Source organism: Pseudomonas sp. WC2401 (genome assembly GCF_041200115.1).
GTDB classification, from domain to species: Bacteria; Pseudomonadota; Gammaproteobacteria; order Pseudomonadales; family Pseudomonadaceae; genus Aquipseudomonas; species Aquipseudomonas fragi.
Map to the genome: position 1 here is coordinate 4,249,303 of NZ_CP165623.1, position 19,367 is coordinate 4,268,669.

At 57.9% G+C, this 19,367-nt stretch carries 15 protein-coding genes and 4 tRNA genes; 5 read left to right on the plus strand and 14 right to left on the minus strand.

Annotated elements, in window-relative coordinates; translation table 11 throughout:
• Positions 1-106 precede the first annotated feature (106 nt).
• The 6 genes from clpP to AB3G35_RS19515 all read right to left on the minus strand — a co-directional run bounded on the left by clpP (position 107) and on the right by AB3G35_RS19515 (position 3,004).
• Positions 107-748 carry an ATP-dependent Clp endopeptidase proteolytic subunit ClpP gene (clpP, locus tag AB3G35_RS19490; protein WP_016782312.1) on the minus strand — a complete coding sequence of 214 codons (642 nt, stop codon included), beginning with the start codon at positions 746-748 and terminating at the stop codon, positions 107-109.
• 90 nt (positions 749-838) lie between these two features.
• Positions 839-2,149, minus strand: coding sequence for a trigger factor (gene tig, locus AB3G35_RS19495; RefSeq protein ID WP_029611584.1), 1,311 nt, complete (start codon positions 2,147-2,149; stop codon positions 839-841).
• A gap of 359 nt (positions 2,150-2,508) precedes the next feature.
• A tRNA-His gene (locus AB3G35_RS19500) sits at positions 2,509-2,584 on the minus strand.
• Between the two features lie 85 nt (positions 2,585-2,669).
• A tRNA-Leu gene (locus AB3G35_RS19505) sits at positions 2,670-2,754 on the minus strand.
• Between the two features lie 56 nt (positions 2,755-2,810).
• Positions 2,811-2,886: transfer RNA gene (locus AB3G35_RS19510), tRNA-His, on the minus strand.
• 41 nt (positions 2,887-2,927) lie between these two features.
• Positions 2,928-3,004: transfer RNA gene (locus AB3G35_RS19515), tRNA-Arg, on the minus strand.
• 280 nt (positions 3,005-3,284) lie between these two features.
• On the opposite strand from AB3G35_RS19515, the gene folD reads away from it, so the two are divergent.
• Positions 3,285-4,142 (plus strand): bifunctional methylenetetrahydrofolate dehydrogenase/methenyltetrahydrofolate cyclohydrolase FolD, encoded by an 858-nt coding sequence (gene folD, locus AB3G35_RS19520; protein WP_106116070.1) that lies wholly within the window; start codon positions 3,285-3,287, stop codon positions 4,140-4,142.
• A 290-nt stretch (positions 4,143-4,432) separates the two neighbouring features.
• On the opposite strand, the gene cysS is transcribed toward folD, so the two are convergent.
• Positions 4,433-5,815, minus strand: a complete 1,383-nt coding sequence (cysS, locus tag AB3G35_RS19525) for a cysteine--tRNA ligase (RefSeq protein WP_016782309.1) — start codon at positions 5,813-5,815, stop codon at positions 4,433-4,435.
• Positions 5,816-5,837: 22 nt separating this feature from the next.
• Complete coding sequence (locus tag AB3G35_RS19530; protein WP_016782308.1) at positions 5,838-7,535, minus strand: glutamine--tRNA ligase/YqeY domain fusion protein; 1,698 nt, start codon at positions 7,533-7,535, stop codon at positions 5,838-5,840.
• 277 nt (positions 7,536-7,812) lie between these two features.
• Here AB3G35_RS19530 and AB3G35_RS19535 point away from each other — a divergent pair, with 277 nt between their 5' ends.
• Positions 7,813-8,316 carry a peptidylprolyl isomerase gene (locus tag AB3G35_RS19535; protein WP_016782307.1) on the plus strand — a complete coding sequence of 168 codons (504 nt, stop codon included), beginning with the start codon at positions 7,813-7,815 and terminating at the stop codon, positions 8,314-8,316.
• On the plus strand, positions 8,313-9,041 hold the full coding sequence (gene lpxH, locus AB3G35_RS19540; RefSeq protein ID WP_324708664.1) for a UDP-2,3-diacylglucosamine diphosphatase: 729 nt from the start codon (positions 8,313-8,315) through the stop codon (positions 9,039-9,041). The genes AB3G35_RS19535 and lpxH overlap by 4 nt, the downstream gene beginning before the upstream one ends.
• Positions 9,042-9,172: 131 nt before the next feature.
• Here the strand turns inward: lpxH and AB3G35_RS19545 are convergent, their stop codons facing one another.
• From AB3G35_RS19545 to AB3G35_RS19565, 5 genes are all read right to left on the minus strand, one after another.
• Positions 9,173-10,702, minus strand: a complete 1,530-nt coding sequence (locus AB3G35_RS19545; RefSeq protein WP_134050035.1) for a DHA2 family efflux MFS transporter permease subunit — start codon at positions 10,700-10,702, stop codon at positions 9,173-9,175.
• 63 nt (positions 10,703-10,765) lie between these two features.
• Complete coding sequence (locus AB3G35_RS19550) at positions 10,766-11,971, minus strand: HlyD family efflux transporter periplasmic adaptor subunit (protein WP_016782304.1); 1,206 nt, start codon at positions 11,969-11,971, stop codon at positions 10,766-10,768.
• A 9-nt stretch (positions 11,972-11,980) separates the two neighbouring features.
• Entirely contained in the window at positions 11,981-13,456 is a 1,476-nt protein-coding gene (locus AB3G35_RS19555) for an efflux transporter outer membrane subunit (protein WP_340078811.1), read from the minus strand.
• Entirely contained in the window at positions 13,453-13,926 is a 474-nt protein-coding gene (locus tag AB3G35_RS19560) for a MarR family winged helix-turn-helix transcriptional regulator (protein WP_016782302.1), read from the minus strand. The genes AB3G35_RS19555 and AB3G35_RS19560 overlap by 4 nt, the downstream gene beginning before the upstream one ends.
• A 262-nt stretch (positions 13,927-14,188) precedes the next feature.
• Complete coding sequence (locus AB3G35_RS19565) at positions 14,189-14,797, minus strand: tRNA-(ms[2]io[6]A)-hydroxylase (protein ID WP_086798135.1); 609 nt, start codon at positions 14,795-14,797, stop codon at positions 14,189-14,191.
• A 220-nt stretch (positions 14,798-15,017) separates the two neighbouring features.
• Here AB3G35_RS19565 and AB3G35_RS19570 point away from each other — a divergent pair, with 220 nt between their 5' ends.
• A complete protein-coding gene (locus tag AB3G35_RS19570; RefSeq protein WP_016782300.1) occupies positions 15,018-15,881 on the plus strand; it encodes a universal stress protein in 864 nt (287 codons plus the stop codon).
• Positions 15,882-15,886: 5 nt separating this feature from the next.
• Here the strand turns inward: AB3G35_RS19570 and AB3G35_RS19575 are convergent, their stop codons facing one another.
• On the minus strand, positions 15,887-16,357 hold the full coding sequence (locus AB3G35_RS19575) for a DUF1289 domain-containing protein (protein WP_029611583.1): 471 nt from the start codon (positions 16,355-16,357) through the stop codon (positions 15,887-15,889).
• Positions 16,358-16,763: 406 nt separating this feature from the next.
• Here AB3G35_RS19575 and acnB point away from each other — a divergent pair, with 406 nt between their 5' ends.
• On the plus strand, positions 16,764-19,364 hold the full coding sequence (gene acnB, locus AB3G35_RS19580; protein WP_083369583.1) for a bifunctional aconitate hydratase 2/2-methylisocitrate dehydratase: 2,601 nt from the start codon (positions 16,764-16,766) through the stop codon (positions 19,362-19,364).
• Positions 19,365-19,367: the final 3 nt, after the last annotated feature.

Sequence of the window (19,367 nt, forward strand, 5' to 3'; positions counted from 1 at the left end):
CGATCGATCCAAATCCGATAGGCTTGCAACACAAGATGAAGGCAACTGCGGGCTTTTTCAAGCCCGCAGGTGGTCGGTTAGCCCAACCACCCCCAATTTGAGCTGCTTAAGCGGGCATTTGACGCTTGCTGAACACAGAGTCGATCAAACCGTATTCGGTTGCACGCTCGGCGCTCATGAAGTTGTCACGCTCGGTGTCGCGCTCGATGGTTTCGAGAGTCTGGCCCGTGTGGTGAGCCAGCAGCGAGTTCAAGCGATGACGGATGTTAAGGATTTCCTTGGCATGAATGTCGATATCCGACGCCTGGCCCTGGAAACCGCCCAGCGGCTGGTGAATCATCATGCGCGAGTTCGGCAGGCAGTGACGCTTGCCCGGTGCGCCACCGGCCAACAGGAAGGCACCCATGCTGCAGGCCTGGCCGATGCAGATGGTCGACACGTCAGGCTTGATGAATTGCATGGTGTCGTAGATCGACATGCCTGCAGTCACCGAACCGCCCGGCGAGTTGATGTACAGGTGGATGTCCTTGTCCGGGTTCTCGGCTTCAAGGAACAGCAGCTGCGCCGCCACCAGGTTGGCCATGTAGTCTTCTACGGGGCCGACCAGGAAGATGATTCGCTCCTTCAGGAGGCGCGAGTAGATGTCGTAAGCGCGTTCGCCACGGGCGGACTGCTCGACAACCATCGGGACCAGGCCGCCAGCGGCGTGGATATCAGAGTTCTGCTGAATATAAGAATTGCGGGACATGTCCGGCAGTCACTCCCAAATAGTCTTGTCTGGATACGCATAAGCCAGCTCGAGGCTGGCTTATGGTTGTGTTTTCTAACGAGTCAGAAATCAGTCGGCTTGTGGAGCTTCCACCGGCTTGACAGCTTCTTCGTAAGAGACCGCTTTATCGGTCACCTTGGCCTTCTGCAGAACAGTATCCACAACTTGCTCTTCCAGCACAACCGAACGAACCTCGTTCAATTGAGCGTCGTTTTTGTAGTACCAAGCTACAACCTGCTCTGGCTCCTGGTAAGCGGAAGCCATTTCCTGAATCATTTCGCGAACGCGATCTTCGTCAGGCTTGAGGTCGAACTGCTTGACCACTTCAGCCACGATCAGGCCCAGCACTACGCGGCGGTTGGCTTGTTCTTCGAACAGCTCGGCCGGCAGTTGGTCTGGCTTGATGTTGCCACCGAACTGTTGAACAGCCTGCACGCGCAGACGGTCAACTTCGTTGGCCAGCAGGGATTTAGGCACTTCGATCGGGTTGGCAGCCAGCAGGCCGTCCATTACCTGGTTCTTGACCTTGGACTTGATCGCCTGACGCAGTTCACGCTCCATGTTCTTGCGAACTTCGGCGCGGAAACCTTCCAGACCGGTTTCCTTGATGCCGAACTGGGCGAAGAACTCTTCGTTCAGTTCTGGCAGCTTAGGCTCGGAAACAGTGTTCACGGTTACGGTGAACTCGGCTTCTTTGCCAGCCAGGTCCAGGTTCTGGTAGTCAGCAGGGAAAGTCAGTTTCAGAACGCGTTCTTCACCGGCTTTGGCGCCTACCAGGCCTTCTTCGAAGCCAGGAATCATGCGGCCCGAACCCAGAACCAGCTGAGTACCGGTGGCGGAGCCGCCAGCGAATACTTCGCCGTCTACCTTGCCAACGAAATCGATGTTCAGTTGATCATCGTTCTGGGCAGCACGGTCAGTCACTTCAAAGCGGGTGTTCTGCTTGCGCAGCACGTCCAGCATCTTGTCCAGGTCGGCATCAGCCACTTCGGCGCTCAGGCGCTCGATAGCGATGGTATCCAGACCGGTTACTTCGAATTCAGGGAATACTTCGAAAGTAGCAACGTATTCCAGATCTTTGCCTTTTTCGAAAACTTTAGGCTCGATCGAAGGAGCACCGGCCGGGTTCAGCTTCTGCTCAACCACAGCTTCGTAGAACGAAGACTGGACTACATTGCCCAGCGCTTCCTGGCGCGCATCAGCTTCGTAACGCTGACGGATTACGCTCATTGGCACCTTGCCTGGACGGAAGCCCGGGATCTTGGCCTTTTGGGCAGTCTGTTGCAGACGCTTGTTGACTTCAGCCTCAATACGCTCAGCTGGCACGCCAATGGTCATGCGACGCTCAAGAGCGGAAGTATTTTCAACAGAAACTTGCATGGATATTCCTCGTTGCACAGACATTAGCCGGCCGTTTCCGACCCCATAATCAAGGGCAAGCATTCTAGTGGGTCAAACTCAAGAAGTCACCCTACCGCAAACACCCTGGGAAACGGCCGACAGAAATTAAGTAAAAGCAGCCATCCGCCTCGCCTTCTATATAGATAGAAGACTGCACTGATCAATTGGCGATAACGGGCAGCCTTTGGAGCCACCCCGATCTGCGCGCATTGTCACACAAATCGCAGAGGACGCTAAGCATGCGGGAAACAAGGCGCCGAGCGACACCCCTGTGTGCGATTGTCAAACCGCAGATACAAAAAAACGCCAGAGGATTAGTCTGGCGTTTTCTTTTAATATGGGGTGGACGAAGGGGATCGAACCCTCGACAACGGGAGTCACAATCCCGTGCTCTACCAACTGAGCTACGCCCACCATAGTGCGCTTACAACCCTGCCCGCTCCTGAAAGCAAACAGTTACAACCAAAGAAAAAGCCGCTACAAGCGGCCTATCCAAATTTGGTGCGGACGGAGAGACTCGAACTCTCACACCTTGCGGCGCTGGAACCTAAATCCAGTGTGTCTACCAATTCCACCACATCCGCATTTCAAACTTCTGAAGCAAAGACGCCAGATTTTTAATCTGGCGGCTTTCTAAATATGGGGTGGACGAAGGGGATCGAACCCTCGACAACGGGAGTCACAATCCCGTGCTCTACCAACTGAGCTACGCCCACCATATTGCCTGTACTGCTTTACTTGTGCCAAAGCTGCCTAATGGCGCACCCGGCAGGACTCGAACCTGCGACCATCCGCTTAGAAGGCGGATGCTCTATCCAGCTGAGCTACGGGCGCATTGTTAGCCTGTATTCTTTGACGACTACAAACCAATTGCCTTCAGTATCACCAAGCTGGACAACAACTTCGCTCTACCTTCTTAACCAGTGCTAGGCTGTGCCCGACAAGTGCGACGAATGTTATAGGTGAGCCTGTAACCCGTCAACTGTTTTTTAAAAAAAGTTTAGAAATATAAAGGAGTTAGGGCAATAAACAGACCAGGCGCCTTTGCCCTCGCGCCACGGCATGCGAGAATGCACGTCCTTTTTCCACCCTTTACGATGGTTAATCACGCGTAATGACTGCACAACTAATCGACGGTAAAGCGATCGCCGCCAGCCTGCGCCAGCAGATTGCCAAACGTGTCGCCGAGCGTCACGAGCAAGGCCTGCGCACCCCTGGTCTGGCAGTGATTCTGGTCGGCAGCGATCCTGCTTCCCAGGTTTATGTTTCGCACAAGCGTAAAGACTGCGAAGAGGTAGGCTTTATTTCCCAAGCCTATGACCTGCCTTCTGACACTACCCAACAGGACCTGACCGACCTGATCGACCGTCTCAATGACGACGCGAACATCGACGGCATCCTGCTGCAACTGCCATTGCCCGCCCATCTGGACGCCTCCAAATTGCTGGAGCGCATTCGCCCGGACAAAGACGTCGACGGTTTCCACCCTTATAACGTCGGCCGCCTGGCCCAGCGCATCCCGCTGCTGCGCCCATGCACTCCCAAAGGCATCATGGCCCTGCTGGAAAGCACCGGCCAGGACCTGTACGGCATGGACGCAGTGATTGTCGGCGCTTCCAACATCGTTGGCCGCCCGATGGCGATGGAATTGTTGCTGGCTGGCTGCACCGTGACCGTGACCCACCGCTTCACCAAGGACCTGGCCGGCCACGTTGGCCGCGCCGATCTGGTGGTGGTAGCTGCCGGCAAGCCTGGCCTGGTCAAGGGCGAGTGGATCAAGGAAGGCGCCATCGTGATCGACGTGGGCATCAACCGCCAGGCGGATGGCAAGCTGGTGGGCGACGTGGTTTACGAGACCGCCCTGCCCCGCGCCGGCTGGATCACCCCGGTGCCGGGCGGCGTTGGCCCGATGACCCGTGCCTGCCTGCTGGAAAACACCTTGTACGCAGCCGAAGAATTGCACGGCAAATAGTGCAAAGCGCTGCAAAAAAACGGCACCTTCGGGTGCCGTTTTTTATTGGCGCCGCTAAAATCCGGGCAAACAAAAGCCCGCACTTGGCGCAATGCTGTTCACTTAAGAGCAACGCAGTTCAAGTGTGGGAGCGGGCTTGCTCGCGATGGCCTTCAGAACACCGCATTTACTTGGTAAATACGCGTCATCATTTACGACCATCGCGAGCAAGCCCGCTCCCACACAGGCACAAATCGTTTAAGTGAACAACATTACGCACTTGGCGGGCCGTTGTTCAAACAACGAGCAACCTAGTCAGCCAGCCGCCAGGTTGTCCCGCCTTTACTGTCTTCCAGCACTACACCCATTGCCGCGAGCTGATCACGGATACGGTCAGACTCCGCCCAGTCCTTGCCGGCACGGGCAGCCAGACGCGCATCGATCAAAGCCTGCACCTGAGCGGCATCGACCTTGCCTTCAGCACCTGCCTGCAGAAAGTCGTCAGCCTCAAGCTGCAACACGCCCAACACATCGGCCAACTGCTTGAGGCGCGCTGCCAGACCGGCAGCCGCCTGCAAATCGGTTTCACGCAAGCGGTTGATCTCGCGAACCATCTCGAACAGCACCGCACAGGCTTCCGGCGTACCGAAGTCGTCGTTCATGACCTGGGTAAAACGCTCAACAAATGCCTCACCACCGGCCGGTGCAACTTTCGGCAAGCCTTTAAGCGCGTTGTAGAAACGATCCAGGGCTGCCTTGGCATCCTTGAGATTGTCTTCCGAATAGTTGATCGAGCTACGGTAGTGGCTCGACACCAACAGATAACGCACCACCTCCGGGTGATATTTCGCCAGAACGTCGCGAATGGTGAAGAAGTTGTTCAAGGACTTGGACATCTTCTCGCCATTGATGCGAATCATCCCGCAATGCATCCAGGCATTGGCGTAGGTTTTACCCGTGGCCGCCTCGCTTTGCGCGATTTCGTTCTCATGGTGCGGAAACTCCAGGTCGCTGCCGCCGCCATGAATATCGAACGTCTCACCCAGGCAGCAGGTGGACATCACCGAGCATTCGATATGCCAGCCCGGACGACCCGGGCCCCACGGCGATTCCCAGCTCGGCTCGCCCGGCTTGACGCCTTTCCACAGCACGAAGTCCAGCGGATCGTCCTTGGCCTCATCGACCTCGATGCGCGCACCGATACGCAGATCCTCGATCTTTTTGCGCGACAGCTTGCCGTAGCCCATGAACTTGGCAACGCGGTAGTACACGTCACCATTGCCCGGGGCATAGGCGTAACCCTTGTCGATCAGGGTCTGGATCATTGCGTGCATGCCAGGGATATGGTCCGTGGCACGGGGCTCCATATCCGGCTTGAGGATATTGAGGCGCGCCTCGTCTTCATGCATTGCCGCAATCATGCGCTCGGTCAGAGCCTCGAAAGGCTCGCCGTTTTCGCGGGCACGATTGATGATCTTGTCTTCAATGTCCGTGATATTGCGCACATAGGTCAGGTTATAACCGCTGAAACGCAACCAGCGGGTCACCAGATCGAAGGCGATCATGCTGCGACCATGGCCAATGTGGCAGTAGTCGTACACGGTCATGCCGCACACATACATGCGAACATTGTTGCCGTCCAGCGGCTTGAAAACTTCTTTGCTCTTGGTGAGCGTGTTGTAGATCGTAAGCACGGCTTGTTCCTTCAAAACTTGATCACTGGCCCCACGAATCACGCAGGGTCACGGTACGGTTGAATACCGGGTGACCGGGTTTCGAGTCCTTGATATCTGCGCAGAAGTAACCTTCGCGCTCGAACTGGAAACGGTCTTCCGGCTGTGCATTGCCCAGCGAGGGTTCAGCACGACAACCGGTCAGTACCTGCAGCGAGTCAGGGTTGATGTTTTCCAGGAAGCCCGCACCGTCTTCGGCCTTTTCAGGGTTCGGCGAACGGAACAGACGATCATACAAACGTACTTCGCACTCGACGCTGGCTGCTGCCGGCACCCAGTGCACAACACCTTTGACCTTGCGACCTTCCGGGTTTTTGCCCAGGGTTTCCGGGTCATACGAGCAATGCAGTTCAACGATGTTGCCATCGGCATCCTTGATTGCTTCGTCGGCGCGGATCACATAGCTGCCGCGCAAACGCACTTCGCCCGCAGGCTCAAGACGCTTGTAGCCTTTTGGCGGCTCTTCCATGAAGTCGTCACGGTCGATGTAGATTTCACGCGCGAACGGCAATACCCGCACACCCATGTCTTCTTTCGGGTGGCAAGGCAGCTCAAGGTTTTCGACCTTGTCTTCAGGGTAGTTGGTGATGATCACTTTCAACGGACGCAGCACGCACATGGCACGCGGCGCGCTGTGGTCCAGATCGTCACGAATGCTGAATTCCAGCATGCCGAAGTCCACTACACCGTCGGAACGGTTGGTGCCGACCATATCGCAGAAATTGCGGATCGATTTGGGCGTGTAGCCACGGCGACGGAAACCCGACAGCGTCGACATGCGCGGGTCATCCCAGCCATTGACGTGCTTTTCATCGACCAGTTGCTTGAGCTTGCGCTTGCTGGTGATGGTGTAGTTCAGGTTCAGACGGCTGAATTCGTACTGACGCGGGTGCGCCGGCACTGGCAGGTTGTCCAGGAACCATTCGTACAGCGGACGGTGGCTTTCGAACTCCAGGGTGCAGATCGAATGGGTGATGCCTTCAATGGCATCCGACTGACCGTGGGTGAAGTCATAGTTCGGGTAGATGCACCACTTGTCACCGGTCTGGTGGTGATGGGCATGGCGGATGCGATACATGATCGGATCGCGCAGGTTCATGTTCGGCGACGCCATGTCGATCTTGGCGCGCAGCACGCACTTGCCGTCTTCGAACTCACCGGCGGTCATGCGGGCGAACAGGTCCAGGTTCTCTTCGACGCTGCGCTCGCGAAACGGGCTGTTCTTGCCAGGCTCGGTCAGGCTGCCGCGGTATTCCTTGGCTTGCTCAGGGGTCAGGTCGCAAACGTAGGCCTTACCTTCTTTAATCAGGTAAATCGCCCACGCGTGCAACTGGTCGAAATATTGCGAGGCATAGCGCACTTCGCCAGACCACTCAAAGCCCAGCCACTTGACGTCGCTTTCAATGGCGTCGATGTATTCCTGGTCTTCCTTGGCCGGGTTGGTGTCGTCAAAACGCAAATGCGTTACGCCGCCGAATTCCTGAGCCAGCCCGAAGTTCACACAAATGGATTTGGCGTGACCGATGTGCAGGTAGCCGTTGGGCTCCGGCGGAAAGCGGGTCACGATCTGCGTGTATTTACCCGAGTCTAGGTCCGCCTGAACGATTGGACGCAGGAAGTTAGCCGGGACAGCAGGGCCAGCCTTTGGATTCAGAGTGGGGTCGACAGTGGGCTTGCTCATAGGATCCTTGAACGTAACAGGGTGCGCGGCCTGGGTCGGCCGACTAAATCAAAGCGCCTATCATAGCCGATGCCGTCAAGTCACCGACAGAGCAGGTGCTCAATCAAAGCGATTGAAATGCCGGCTTTTAGTCCCCATATGGGAAAAACACCATCGAAATGCCGTGCGAGCACGCTAAACTCCGCCCGCGGCTGTATCTACCCAGCCAGCCCGGGGGATTGAGGTGTGTTCACCCCGCTCCCTGGCCCGACGAATTCCCTGATAGAGCGATACGACCATGACCCAAGTAAAACTGAGCACCAACCACGGCGACATCGTGATCGAACTGAACGCTGAAAAAGCACCGATCACCGTAGCCAACTTCATCGAATACGTAAAAGCCGGCCACTACGAAAACACCGTTTTCCACCGTGTAATCGGCAATTTCATGATCCAGGGCGGCGGTTTTGAGCCAGGCATGAAAGAAAAGAAAGACAAGCGCCCAAGCATCCAGAACGAAGCCGACAACGGCCTGCCAAACGAGAAGTACACCGTGGCCATGGCTCGCACCATGGAGCCGCATTCGGCTTCCGCCCAGTTCTTTATCAACGTGGCTGACAACAGCTTCCTGAACCACAGCGGCAAAACCGCCCAGGGTTGGGGCTACGCTGTATTCGGTAAAGTCGTTGCCGGCCAGGACGTAGTAGACAAGATCAAAGGCGTTGCCACCACTTCCAAAGCCGGCCACCAGGACGTGCCAAAAGAAGACGTGATCGTCGAGAAAGCAGAGATCATTGAGTGATACTGCTGATTTCAGATTTGCATCTGGAAGAGGAGCGCCCGGATATTACCCGGGCGTTTCTGGATTTCCTGACCGGGCGTGCGCGCTCGGCTCAGGCGCTCTACATCCTGGGCGATTTTTTTGAAGCCTGGATTGGCGACGATGCCATGACACCCTATCAGCGCTCGATCTGTGAAGCGCTGCGAACACTCAGCGACACCGGCACGCAGATTTTTCTGATGCACGGCAACCGCGACTTTTTACTTGGCCAGGCCTTTTGCAAAGCGGCTGGCTGCACCCTGATCAAAGACCCCAGCGTGGTCGACTTCTATGGCGAGCCGGTTTTGCTGATGCACGGCGACAGCCTGTGCACCCGCGACGAAGCCTATATGCGCCTGCGACGCATCCTGCGCAACCCCGTCACTTTGTGGGTCCTGCGCCACCTGCCCTTGAGCGCGCGGCACAAACTGGCGCGCAAGCTGCGCAGCGAAAGCCGCGCGCAAACCCGCATGAAAGCCAATGACATTGTTGACGTGACCGCCGAGGAAGTACCGCGGATCATGGCGCACTTTGGCGTACACACCCTGATTCACGGCCACACCCATCGCCCGGCGATTCACAAGCTGCAGATCGGCGATCAGGCCGCCCGCCGTATTGTGCTGGGCGACTGGGACCGTCAAGGCTGGGTGCTGCAAGTGGATGAACAAGGCATGCAGATGGCGCCATTTGATTTTGCACCCGCCTAGAGTCAAAAGCCCCTCTCCCTGGCCCTCTCCCGGAGGGAGAGGGAACTGACCGCATGCAGATTCAAGAACACCACCGATCAGCCCCCTCTCCCTCCGGGAGAGGGCTGGGGTGAGGGCAAGAAGCCCCCACATCAATGCCCGCTGGTCGCCGGCCCCGCCTTCGCTGCAAATGGCGGCTTGGCCAACCACACCAGCAAAATCAAGCCCATAAACAGCCAACCCATCATGGTGAAGTAATCCACGGTGGAGAACATATACGCCTGGCTGGTCAGAATCTGATCCATCTGCGCGTAGGCTGGTGTACTGGCGCCGCCCAGGCTTTCGAGCGTATGCCGGGTTACCGGGTCATAGGCGCTGATGCTTTCACTCATATAGGCATGATGCTGGTCAGCCCGGCGAATCCAGATCCAGGTCGTCAGGGACGCCGCAAAGCTGCCGCCAAGCGTGCGCAGGAACGTCGCCAGCCCGGCGCCATCGGCAATCTGATGCGGCGGTAAATCCGACATCAAAATGGTCAGCGTCGGCATAAAGAACAGCGCCACGCCAATCCCCATAAACAGTTGCACCATCGCGATATGCTGGAAATCCACCTGATTGGTGAATTCGGCACGCATAAAGCAGCTCAGGCCAATGGCCAAAAACGCCAGCCCGGCCAACAGGCGCAAGTCGAATTTATTGGCGTATTTGCCCACAAACGGCGACATCAGTACCGGCAGAATCCCGATCGGCGCCACTGCCAGCCCGGCCCAGGTGGCGGTGTAGCCCATCTGCGTCTGTAGCCACTGCGGCAGAATCAGGTTGATACCAAAGAACCCGGCATAACCCAGCACCAGCACAATGGTGCCAATACGGAAGTTGCGGTGGGCAAACAAGCGCAGGTTGACGATCGGATGCTTGTCAGTCATTTCCCAAATAACAAAGGCCGCCAGCGCCACCACGGACAATGCAGTACCCAGCAGGATGAAACTGGACTCGAACCAGTCCAGGTCATTGCCTTTGTCGAGCACGATCTGCAGCGCGCCCACACCAATGATCAGGGTGATAAGCCCCACATAATCCATCGGTTGCCGGGTAATCACCACCGGCCGCGCCTTCAATTGCTGGCGAACCACCATCACGGCAAAGATGCCGATCGGGATATTGATAAAGAAGATCCACGGCCAGCTGTAACTGTCGGTGATCCAGCCGCCCAAAATGGGCCCGGCAATCGGTGCAACCACCGTGACCATCGCCAGCAATGCCAATGCCATCCCCCTTTTTGCCGGGGGGTAGACCGCAATCAGCAGGGTCTGGGTCATGGGGTACAGCGGCCCCGCTACTAACCCCTGGAGCACGCGAAATCCGACCAGCTCGGGCATCGACGTTGAAATACCGCACAGAAACGAGGCCAGCACGAACAGCATGGTGGCCCACAGAAACAACTTCACCTCGCCAAAACGCCGGCTTAGCCAGCCGGTCAACGGCAAGGCAATGGCGTTACTGACGGCAAAGGAGGTAATTACCCACGTTCCCTGCTCCGAACTCACCCCAAGATTGCCGGAGATGGTCGGCAAGGCAACGTTGGCGATGGTGGTGTCGAGCACCTGCATAAAGGTCGCCAGCGACAGGCCGATCGTGGCCATCACCAGGCTGGGAGGGGAAAAAGACGCGTTTGTACTCATCGCAAATCCTTTAAAACCGGGGATGCAGCCCCGCCTGTGCAGCGAGGCTTATGGATTGGCGAATCAGCGCTGGGCAGCCATGTCGCCTGCCCCGGCGCTGTTGCTGTCAATCAAGCGCGTGATCAGGGCTTCGGCATCGGCCAATTGTTGTGCATACACGTTGGTGGAGAACGAGGCTTTTTGCGGCGGTTGCTGGGCCAATACCGGGCCGGTCTGGTCGCGCAGGTTCACGTCAACTGTGGTCGACAAGCCCACACGCAGTGGATGCTCGGCCAGTTCATCGGCATTGATATGGATACGCACCGGCACACGCTGGACAATCTTGATCCAGTTGCCCGTGGCGTTTTGCGCAGGCAGCAAGGCAAATGCGCTGCCGGTGCCGGCACCGATGCTGTCGATGGTGCCGCTGTACTTCACATTACTGCCGTAAATATCCGACTCGATGTCTACCGGCTGGCCAATGCGCATCTTGTGCAACTGGGTTTCCTTGAAGTTGGCATCGATCCACAGCTGGTTGAGCGGGATCACCGCCATCAACGCCGTGCCCGGCTGAACCCGCTGGCCCAGTTGCACGGTACGCTTGGCCACATAACCGGTGACCGGAGCGATCAGGGTGGAGCGGGCATTGGCCAGGTACGCCTGACGCAACTGCGCCGCGGCAGCCTTCACATCGGGGTGATCGGCCACCGCCGTGTTGTCGACCAGTGCGCTGGTCGTGTCGAGCTTTTGCTCGGCATTGCGCAGGGCACTTTGTGCCGAAGACAAATCATCGCGGGCGTGGGACAGCTCTTCCTGGGAAATGGCCCCGCCAGCCGCCAGGCTTTTACGGCGGTTGTAGTTGTCCTGGTTTTTTTGCACTTCAACCTTCTGCGCAGCAACCTGGGCCTTCATGCCCTTCACATCACTGAACAGGCCGCGCACCTGGCGCACGGTACGGGCCAGGTTGGCCTCGGCACTTTGCAGGCCGACCTGCGCATCGCTCGGGTCGAAATTGATCAGCACCTGACCTTCATGCACCAGATCGCCATCGTCGGCGCCGATGCTGACTACCGTACCGGTGACCAGCGGCGTGATTTCAACCACGTTGCCATTTACATAAGCATCGTCGGTGCTTTCACTCCAACGACCATATAGTTCATGCCAGGCCCACACGGCCAGCCCCAGCAGGATGACCAGAATCGCCAGCCCGCTGAGCCAGAGTTTGCGTTTGCGCTGGTTGGCAGCGTCCTGGGGTTGTTGCGTTTCATTCGGTGTTTGCACAGTGGCCATGACGGATACCTAAATTATTCTGCCAGCGAGGACTTCAGTGGGAGCGGTCTCGGCTGTAGTGCCGGGCTCAAATCCACCACCCAGGGCTTGCATCAGTTGAATCGAAAGGTCGATCTGCTCGGCATTCAGGTCGGCCAGCTGGCGCTGGGCCTGAAGCAGTTGTTGCTCAATGCTGAGCACGTCCAGATAGTTGCCCACGCCCGAGCCGTAGCGTTGCAACACGGTATCGAACGAGTCCTGGGCGATATGGGTGGCCTGCTGCTGAGCGCTGATCTGCTGCTTTACAGCGCCTAATTGCGCGAGGGTGTCGCTGACGTCGCCCAGGGCGCCCACCAGCGTCTTGTTGTACTGCGCCACCGCCAGGTCGTAATTGGCATCTTCAGCATCCAGCCCGGCACGCAGGCGCCCGCCATCGAAAATCGGCAACGACACTGCCGGGGCAATGTTGAGGAAGCGGCTGGCGGAGCCGAATAGCGCATCCCCCAGCAGCGACTGGGTACCCGCCGCCGCGCTCAGATTGAGGTTCGGGTAGAAGCGGGTCTTGGCAGCGGCAATATTCTTGCTCGCGGCCTCCACCCGCCAGCGCGCTGCCACCAGATCGGGACGCCGGCCCAGCAGTTCGGCTGGCAAGGTGCTCGGCAATGCCACGGCGCCTGGGGCGAGAATTTTCGGACGCGCAATATCAAACCCGCGATCCGGCCCCTTGCCCAGCAACACCGCCAACGCGATGCGCGCGCTGTTGAGTTGCTTTTGCGCATTGATCAACTGCTCGCGGGAGCTGGCCTCAAGGCTTTCGGTCTGCTGGTACTGATAGTGGCTGTCGATACCGGCTTGCAGGCGACGCTTGCTCAAGTCCAGCATTTTGCCGGTGCGCTCAAGGTCGTCCTTGGCCAGGTCGAGCACAATAAAGGCATGCCCAAGGCTGCTGTAGCCCCGCGCTACATCGGCCGCCAGGGTCAGGCTCGCAGCCTGGCTGTCGACTTCGGCCGCACGGGCCTGGCCCAATGCCGCTTCCCAGGCCGCACGCTGGCCGCCCCACAGATCGAAGGTGTAATTAAAGCTCAGGCTGGCATTGCGCAACGTGTCATAGCGACCACCCTGCCCCGTCGGATCCTGGGAGCGCGACAGGCGCGAACGCGTGACATCGGCTTCAGCATTCAGGGTCGGCATGCGTGCGGCATCGGCCGCACCGGCGGCGGCAGAGGCCTGATGAGCACGGGCGCTGGCAATTTGCATGTCCGGGCTGTCACGCAGCGCTTCTTCGATCAGGCCATCCAGTTGCCCGTCGCCAAGGCGTTTCCACCAGTCCTTTTCAGGCCAGGCCGCAGGGCTGACGGTGGCGCCCTCCAGGGATCGGGCAGCCTTGAGGTTCTTCGCATCCTGGCTCACGCCCACGGTAGACAACCCGCTGTAGTTTGCACAACCGGCCAGCACCATCGACGTAAATACCAGGCTCAAGCCTGTACGCAGCGTTTTGTTGCTCATTTTTCACCTAAGCGCATGACCGTGATTGGATCACCGGCGGCCAGCAGTATTTTCTTGAGGATCTGTTCCAGGCTTTGCAGTTCTTGCGGGCTGATGGCACCTGCCAGCTGGTTCATGGCGTCGGCGCCCACCTTGGGCAACAAATCGGCCAGCGCCTTGCCGTCGTCGGTGAGCACCAACCGCACCTGACGCCGATCGGCTTCGGAGCGCTGGCGCATCAGCAGGTTTTTTTGCTCAAGACGGTCAAGCATGCGGGTCATCGAACCGCTGTCCAGGCACAGGTGACGACAGAGCTCGGCCGGGGTGTCGACGTCGAACTGGGCCATGATGATCAGCACCTTGAACTGCGCCGCCGTGATGCCGTAAGGCTCCATATGGCGGTCAATGATCTTGTCCTTGAGCATGGCCGTGCGCCCCAGGAGCAAACCCAGGGTGCAATTTTGAAAGTTATCGGGGTGAAAGTGTTTCATCAGGGCACCAGGAAGCTGCCTAGGCAGTAATGTTACGAAATATTACTGTCTAGGCAGCTAATGTCAAGCCGATTATTAGGTGGCTATCTATCTGGTTGTTAAACGAGCACTCAAACCGGCGCCCAAGAGAGCAACTATCTTGATGATGGCGGGATTGTTGTGGGAGCGGGCTTGCTCGCGATGGCATCGCCCCGGCTTGCCTGACAGACCGCAGCGCCTGCATCGCGAGCAAGCCCGCTCCCACAGTAGATCTATAGAAGACTCAAGAAACGGCTGGCACACCACTATGAAAGCGGAACTCAACATCCGGCGACTCAATCAGCTCCTGCTCAGCCGCCCTCACCCGCTCGATCACCTGGGCAATATCCTTGGCATCGCCATATTGATAAGCCAGTTTCAGGTAGCCCTGGAAATGCCGGGCCTCGCTCTTGAGCAAGCCGAAGTAGAACTTGCCGAGTTCTTCGTCCAGATGGGGCACCAGCGCTTCGAAACGCTCGCAACTACGCGCCTCGATAAACGCCCCCACCACCAGCGTGTCCACCAGCTTGACCGGCTCATGGTTACGCACCACCTTGCGCAGCGCCGAGGCATAGCGCCCGGCTGACAGCTGGCGCAGTTCGATCTTGCGCTTTTTCATCAGGCGCATGACTTGCTCGTGGTGCACCAACTCTTCACGCGCCAGGCGCGACATCATATTGATCAGATCAACATGGGAGTGGTACTTGGCGATCAGGCTCAGCGCCGTACTGGCAGCCTTGAACTCACAGTTTTTGTGATCGATCAGCAAGGTTTCCTGATCAGCCAGCGCAGCCGCGATCCAGCCATCAGGCGTGCGGCAGCCCAGGAACTCATGAATTTCAGGAAGAATCACACGCACACTCCCGACAAAAGGGAGTTGCCCGGCAGACCGGCAGAGTTTTGAACGATTGCAGACATGAGGCTCACAAAGACTGAATTGAGGCGAGCCGGGGATTATACGGGGCACGGGGCGCAGCACCAACGACCTAACTTGATATGCATCAACACAGCGACAACTGCCAAGCAACTATAGTGATTGAAAGCCACTTTTATAACCTGTGGAGACAACGGTCATGCACAGCATCAACAGCCTGTTGGTCGTCATCGAGCCCCACCTGATGGAAAGCCTCGCCCTCAAGCGCGCCAAACACATCGCCTGCCACACCAAGGCGCATTTGCACCTGTTGATCTGCGATAAAAAGCATGACCATTCGGCCCTGCTCAGCGTGCTTGAAAGCAGCCTCAAAAGCGAAGCCTACAACGTGACTAGCGAGCAGGCCTGGCATGAAAGCCAGCACGCCACCATCATCAAGGTGCAGCAAGCCCACAATTGCGGCCTGGTGATCAAGCAGCATGTGCCCGACAACCCGCTGAAAAAAGTGTTGCTGACCCCGGAAGACTGGAAACTGCTGCGCTACTGCCCCAGCCCGGTATTACTGGTTAAAACCGCTGAAACCTGGGAGAACGCCGTTGTTTTGGCGGCCGTGGATGTAGGCAACAACGACCCCGAGCATATGGCCCTGCACACGAGCATCGTCGACCACGGCTTTCGCATTGCCAGCATGGCCCGCGGGGAATTTCATGTTGTCAGCGCCCACCCGGCCCCGATGCTGGCAACGGTAGACGCCGTCTACCCGCTGGACACCGAACTGGAACAAACCTATAGGGCCGAGTGCAAGGTGTTCCAACAACAGTGCGAAATTGATGACAGCCGCCTGCACATTGAGGAAGGTCCGGCTGACGTAATCATCCCGCGGGTCGCCAAAACCCTCGGTGCTGTCGTGACCGTGATGGGCACAGTGGCGCGCACCGGGCTTTCAGGAGCGCTGATCGGCAATACCGCGGAAGTGGTGATCGACAAGCTGGAAAGCGACATCCTGGTGCTCAAGCCCGATGACATGGCCGAGCATCTGGAAGAATTGGCAAGCAAAGGCTGAACGGCTTATTCGCCAAAGGCGTCCTTGAGAAAACCCGGGGCGATGTAACGCTCGTAGTGCGCCTCGGACAGGAGGAAAAATTCCCGATCAATGGCATCACGCAGGTCGGTCAGCGGCCAGCCGCGAAACTCCGGCAACAGCACCATGCCATACAGCTCCAGCTGATTGATCACCCGCGCCCCGCGGGCAATCAGCTGGTAGGCCCAGCAATACTCGGACTGGGCAGGCACAAAGCGGATCTTGCGCGCCACCAGTTGGTCACGCAGCGTGGCACGGTCGAACACTTCGACCTTGCCGGCCATCACCTGCACCAACAGCTGCTCAAGCCTGCGCCACACGGCTCGCTTTTCTTCCTCGTTGTAACCGTTCCAGTTGATCACTTCATGATGGAAGCGCTTGCAACCACGGCACACAAGGTCACCGTAAACCGTTGAACAAAGGCCTATGCAGGGGGTCTTGATGGTTTGATTGGACATGGCGAAATAGAGCACTGCAGAACGAAACAGGTGGCCATGTTAGCCCTTTGTCTAACGCAGATCACCCCTCAACCTTCAGGGCCTAACTTACCTTTAACAAGTTTTTACCGTAGAATCGGCCTGCCTTTTAAGGCGCCAATGTCCGTTAGAAGCTGTTTTCAAAGCGTCACGAGCACAGTTGATCCCGAAGAACGGTGTTGGTGAGGGGTGTTTGCACTGCAGATACCCGCACCAGCATTCATCATCTCCCCCGTTCGGAAGGCGTAAAACTTTGAAAACAGCTTCTGTTGGGAATCCTTGCAATTCTGGCTAAGCGGCTCAAAAAGCCCCGCAGCGCATGAGTGCTCGGCATTCCTGGATGAGCGTCCCGGACACCCATTTGGGACCAATGATGAGGGTAATAACTGTGCTTGAAGCCTACCGCAAACATATCGAAGAGCGCGCAGCACTGGGTATCGTTCCCCAGCCGCTTAACGCCGAACAAACTGCAGGCCTGGTTGAGCTGCTGAAAAACCCGCCTGCCGGCGAAGAAGAATTCCTCGTTGACCTGATCACCAACCGCATTCCGCCGGGTGTTGACGAAGCTGCCTATGTGAAAGCCGGCTTCCTGGCCGCGATCGCCAAAGGTGAAGCCTCCTCCCCGCTGATCAGCAAAAAACGCGCTGTTGAACTGCTTGGCACCATGCAAGGCGGCTACAACATCGTGACTCTGGTTGACCTGCTGGACGACGCAGAGCTGGCACCGGTTGCCGCCGAGCAACTCAAGCACACCCTGCTGATGTTTGACGCCTTCCACGACGTCGCTGAAAAAGCCAAAAACGGCAATGCCCACGCCAAAGCCGTGGTGCAGTCCTGGGCTGACGGCGAGTGGTTCAAGAACCGCCCTACCCTGGCTGACAAAATCAGCCTGCGCGTGTTCAAGGTAACCGGCGAAACCAACACCGACGACCTGTCGCCGGCACCGGACGCCTGGTCGCGCCCTGACATCCCGCTGCACGCCCTGGCCATGCTGAAAATGGCCCGTGACGGTATCGTGCCGGACGTTCAAGGCTCCATCGGTCCGATGAAGCAAATCGAAGAAATGCGCGGCCAGGGCTTCCCTATCGCTTACGTCGGTGACGTAGTCGGTACCGGTTCGTCGCGTAAATCGGCAACCAACTCCGTACTGTGGTTCTTCGGCGACGACGTGCCTTATGTACCGAACAAGCGTGCTGGCGGCTTCTGCTTCGGCAGCAAGATCGCTCCGATCTTCTACAACACCATGGAAGATGCTGGCGCACTGCCAATCGAGTTCGATGTTTCCAACATCAACATGGGCGACGTGATCGACCTGTACCCGCACGCCGGCAAAGTCTGCAAGCACGGTACTGACGAAGTCATCACCACCTTCGAACTGAAAACTCCGGTTCTGTTGGACGAAGTTCGCGCTGGCGGCCGTATCCCGCTGATCATCGGCCGTGGCCTGACCGAGAAGGCTCGCGCTGAGCTGGGTCTGGGCCCTACCGATCTGTTCAAGAAGCCTGAAGCACCGGTTGAAAGCACCAAGGGTTTCACCCTGGCGCAGAAAATGGTCGGCAAGGCGTGCGGCGTGACCGGCGTTCGCCCGGGCACTTACTGCGAACCGAAGATGACCACCGTAGGTTCCCAGGACACCACCGGTCCAATGACCCGTGACGAACTGAAAGACCTGGCGTGCCTGGGCTTCTCCGCTGATCTGGTGATGCAGTCGTTCTGCCACACCGCGGCCTATCCAAAGCCGATCGACGTGACCACCCACCACACCCTGCCTGACTTCATCATGACCCGTGGCGGCGTGTCCCTGCGTCCGGGCGACGGCATCATCCACAGCTGGCTGAACCGCATGCTGCTGCCGGATACCGTTGGTACTGGCGGTGACTCCCACACCCGTTTCCCGATGGGCATTTCGTTCCCGGCCGGTTCGGGCCTGGTAGCGTTCGCCGCAGCCACTGGCGTAATGCCACTGGACATGCCGGAATCGGTTCTGGTTCGTTTCAAAGGCGAAATGCAGCCGGGCATCACCCTGCGTGACCTGGTTCACGCCATTCCTTACGTCGCGATCCAACAGGGTCTGCTGACGGTAGAGAAAAAAGGCAAGATCAACGAATTCTCGGGTCGCATCCTGGAAATCGAAGGTCTGGACAACCTGAGCATCGAGCAAGCCTTCGAACTGTCCGACGCTTCGGCAGAACGTTCGGCAGCCGGTTGCACCATCAAGCTGTCCAAAGAGTCGATCACCGAATACCTGAACTCCAACATCACCCTGCTGCGCTGGATGATCGGTGAAGGTTACGGCGACGCTCGTACCCTTGAGCGTCGCGCTCAAGCGATGGAAGCCTGGGTAGCCAACCCTGAGCTGATGGAAGCCGATGCTGACGCCGAATACGCGCACATCATCGAAATCGATCTGGCTGACATCAAGGAGCCTGTGCTCTGCGCGCCAAACGACCCGGATGACGCCCGTCTGCTGTCCAGCGTTGCTGGCGAGAAAATCGACGAAGTGTTTATCGGTTCGTGCATGACCAACATCGGCCACTTCCGCGCTGCGGGCAAGTTGCTGGACAAGGTCAAAGGCCAGCTGCCAACCCGTCTGTGGCTGTCGCCGCCGACCAAGATGGACGCTCACCAACTGACCGAAGAAGGCTACTACGGCATCTACGGTAAAGCTGGCGCGCGCATGGAAATGCCGGGCTGCTCGCTGTGCATGGGTAACCAGGCACGGGTAGAGCCGAACTCGACTGTTGTGTCGACTTCGACCCGTAACTTCCCGAACCGTCTGGGTGACGGCGCGAACGTTTACCTGGCTTCGGCCGAGTTGGCGTCGGTGGCCTCGATCCTGGGTCGTCTGCCTTCCGTTGAGGAATACATGGCCTACGCGGCAGAGATCAACACCATGGCCGCGGACGTGTACCGCTACCTGAGCTTTGATCAGATCGCCGAATTCCGTGAAGCGGCTGCAAACGCCAATATCCCGGTTATTCAAGCGTAAGCT

Bases quoted from the DNA above. Each gene is read 5' to 3' on its own strand.
- clpP (WP_016782312.1), bottom strand. From the start codon at position 748: ATGTCCCGCAATTCTTATATTCAGCAGAACTCTGATATCCACGCCGCT.
- tig (WP_029611584.1), bottom strand. From the start codon at position 2,149: ATGCAAGTTTCTGTTGAAAATACTTCCGCTCTTGAGCGTCGCATGACC.
- folD (WP_106116070.1), top strand. From the start codon at position 3,285: ATGACTGCACAACTAATCGACGGTAAAGCGATCGCCGCCAGCCTGCGC.
- AB3G35_RS19530 (WP_016782308.1), bottom strand. From the start codon at position 7,535: ATGAGCAAGCCCACTGTCGACCCCACTCTGAATCCAAAGGCTGGCCCT.
- AB3G35_RS19535 (WP_016782307.1), top strand. From the start codon at position 7,813: ATGACCCAAGTAAAACTGAGCACCAACCACGGCGACATCGTGATCGAA.
- AB3G35_RS19545 (WP_134050035.1), bottom strand. From the start codon at position 10,702: ATGAGTACAAACGCGTCTTTTTCCCCTCCCAGCCTGGTGATGGCCACG.
- AB3G35_RS19550 (WP_016782304.1), bottom strand. From the start codon at position 11,971: ATGGCCACTGTGCAAACACCGAATGAAACGCAACAACCCCAGGACGCT.
- AB3G35_RS19555 (WP_340078811.1), bottom strand. From the start codon at position 13,456: ATGAGCAACAAAACGCTGCGTACAGGCTTGAGCCTGGTATTTACGTCG.
- AB3G35_RS19560 (WP_016782302.1), bottom strand. From the start codon at position 13,926: ATGAAACACTTTCACCCCGATAACTTTCAAAATTGCACCCTGGGTTTG.
- AB3G35_RS19570 (WP_016782300.1), top strand. From the start codon at position 15,018: ATGCACAGCATCAACAGCCTGTTGGTCGTCATCGAGCCCCACCTGATG.
- AB3G35_RS19575 (WP_029611583.1), bottom strand. From the start codon at position 16,357: ATGTCCAATCAAACCATCAAGACCCCCTGCATAGGCCTTTGTTCAACG.